The 1889-nt window shown below is 66.9% G+C and carries 3 protein-coding genes; 1 reads left to right on the top strand and 2 read right to left on the bottom strand.

Going from position 1 to position 1889, the window contains the following annotated elements:
* Positions 1–326 (bottom strand): transposase (locus G6024_RS15395; protein ID WP_182640410.1); only part of this gene is annotated, 326 nt, incomplete at its 3' end.
* Between the two features lie 121 nt (positions 327–447).
* Here G6024_RS15395 and G6024_RS15390 point away from each other — a divergent pair.
* Entirely contained in the window at positions 448–1275 is an 828-nt protein-coding gene (locus G6024_RS15390; protein WP_182640409.1) for a type IV toxin-antitoxin system AbiEi family antitoxin, read from the top strand.
* A gap of 326 nt (positions 1276–1601) precedes the next feature.
* Here G6024_RS15390 and G6024_RS15385 read toward each other — a convergent pair.
* Positions 1602–1889: DUF3017 domain-containing protein (locus G6024_RS15385; protein ID WP_235027938.1), on the bottom strand; the 288-nt coding region annotated here is incomplete at its 5' end.

Here is a 1889-nt window from a genome sequence, read left to right as displayed (position 1 = left end):
TCCGCCACGACCGTGATCAGCGCGGACTCGGCTCGCTTTCGGCGCTCGAGCAGCCACTCAGGAAAGTAGCTGCCCGAGCGCAGCTTCGGCACGGCGACGTCGACGGTGCCGACGCGGGTGTCCAGGGGCCGGTGGCGGTAGCCGTTGCGACGGTTGGTGCGCTCGGCGGACCGGGCGTTCCACTCGGCGCCGCACACGCTGTCGGCGTCGGCCGAGAGCAGGGCGTTGATCATGGTCTGCAGCAGCTCGCGCATCAGATCCGGGGATGCGTCGGCTAGGGCTTGGCCAAGCAGGCCTGCAGGGTCGACAATGTGGGGTGCGGTCATCGTGATGACTCCGTTCGAGGATTCTGTGAAAGGTTGACTCGAAGGATCACACGGTGGCCGCTCTACATCCGTGTACAACACGTAATCGCAGACGATCTCGGCCACCGAGTTACACCACTCTATGGGGCACTACTTCAGACCCGGGTTCTTCGTAGAGAAGAGAGCACGCGATCTCTGCAGGCGGGACCGCCACCTCCTGTCGGTTCTGGCCACGAACACTGCACTTGGCTCGCCGGTGTTCTCTCACGCATCTGCGGCTCTCGTCCACGGTCTTCCGGACTGGGGTCTGCCGTTGCGAAAGGTCGCGGTGTGCGACGAGGGGGCGTCGCCGCGATCCCGCACCACCGATCTGACGACGTTCCGCACTGTTCCTGATCTCGCCGGTGAGGTCACGACGGTCAACGGATTGCGGGTCACCACTCCGGCACGAACAGTGACGGACATCGCAATCTCGACGAACAGGGATGCCTGCGTGGCGGTTGCCGATGCTGCGCCCCACGGCGAACTCGTCGCCAGGGTCGCGCTCGAAGAATCTCTGGAAAAGTCCGCGGGCCGTCGCGGGATCAGGCGCGCCCGACACTCGCTGAGCCTCGCGGACGGGCGGAGCGAGAGCGTGGCAGAGACCCTGAGCCGGCTGACATTCCGTGACCACGGCCTGCCGGAGCCGGAGATCCAGGTCGACATCGTCAATTCCCGCGGCATCAGAGTGGCTCGCGTGGATTTCCTGTGGCCCGAGTACGGCGTGGTGGGAGAATGTGACGGTTTCGGTAAGTACTTCGAGGGGCTGACCCCCGCAGAGACACGGCATCGATTGGGGATGGAGAAGGATCGCGATGCCGAACTCATGGCACTCGGCTATCGAGTCTTACATTGGCGGTGGCGTGATCTCGAGGAGCCTCATGTCCTGGCTGCGCGAATCAAGCGGGTGCTCTTCTCCGCAGCCGCGTGACCAGCCCACCTGCCCTATCGTGAGCGGACTCGGCCCCGACGTGCTTGATTGCCGACCGGGTTGCTGGCCGATGATGGCCAGAAGAAGCGCCACGTGATCGCTACCTATCGGAACGCGCGCCACCTATCGGACCCGCTGGGTGACCTGCCATCCGATAGGTGGCGCGGGGGTTCGGCGGATGCGGCAGGGCACGCGCGTGAAGGAACACGGGCACGCGACGGCAACGGCCCGCGATAGTAACGGCACGCGATAGCAACGGCGCGCGACGGCAGGCCGGTGCAGAATCGGCCGACTCGGCGTAGGCGTCCGCGCAGACCCGGCCGCCGTCAGCCCGTGCCGAGCGAGTCGACAGATGTCGCCAGCCACAGGATGACGACGGCGAGTCCGGTGTAGAAGGCGACGTCGAAGGTCCTTCCCCGGACCCCGAGCAACCGCGCCCGCTCATCCGGCACCGCCGCCCGCAGGACCGCCGCGGCCAGGGCCACCACGCCCAGCAGGAACGCGCCGCGTCGCCACCGCTCCAGGATCACGAACCCCAGCGCGACCATCACCCCCGCCAGCACGAGCGCGAGTGGCCACTGCGCCCGCACCTGCGCCCACGTCAGACGCGCGGG

Source organism: Dietzia maris (assembly GCF_014144855.1).
In the GTDB taxonomy this organism is placed as follows: domain Bacteria; phylum Actinomycetota; class Actinomycetes; order Mycobacteriales; family Mycobacteriaceae; genus Dietzia; species Dietzia kunjamensis.
Note: the sequence above shows the minus strand (reverse complement) of the source record. Positions and strands in the feature narration are given on the sequence as shown.

Excerpts from the sequence above, each read along its gene's own strand:
- G6024_RS15390 (WP_182640409.1), top strand. The coding sequence starts at position 448 with ATGGGGCACTACTTCAGACCCGGGTTCTTCGTAGAGAAGAGAGCACGC.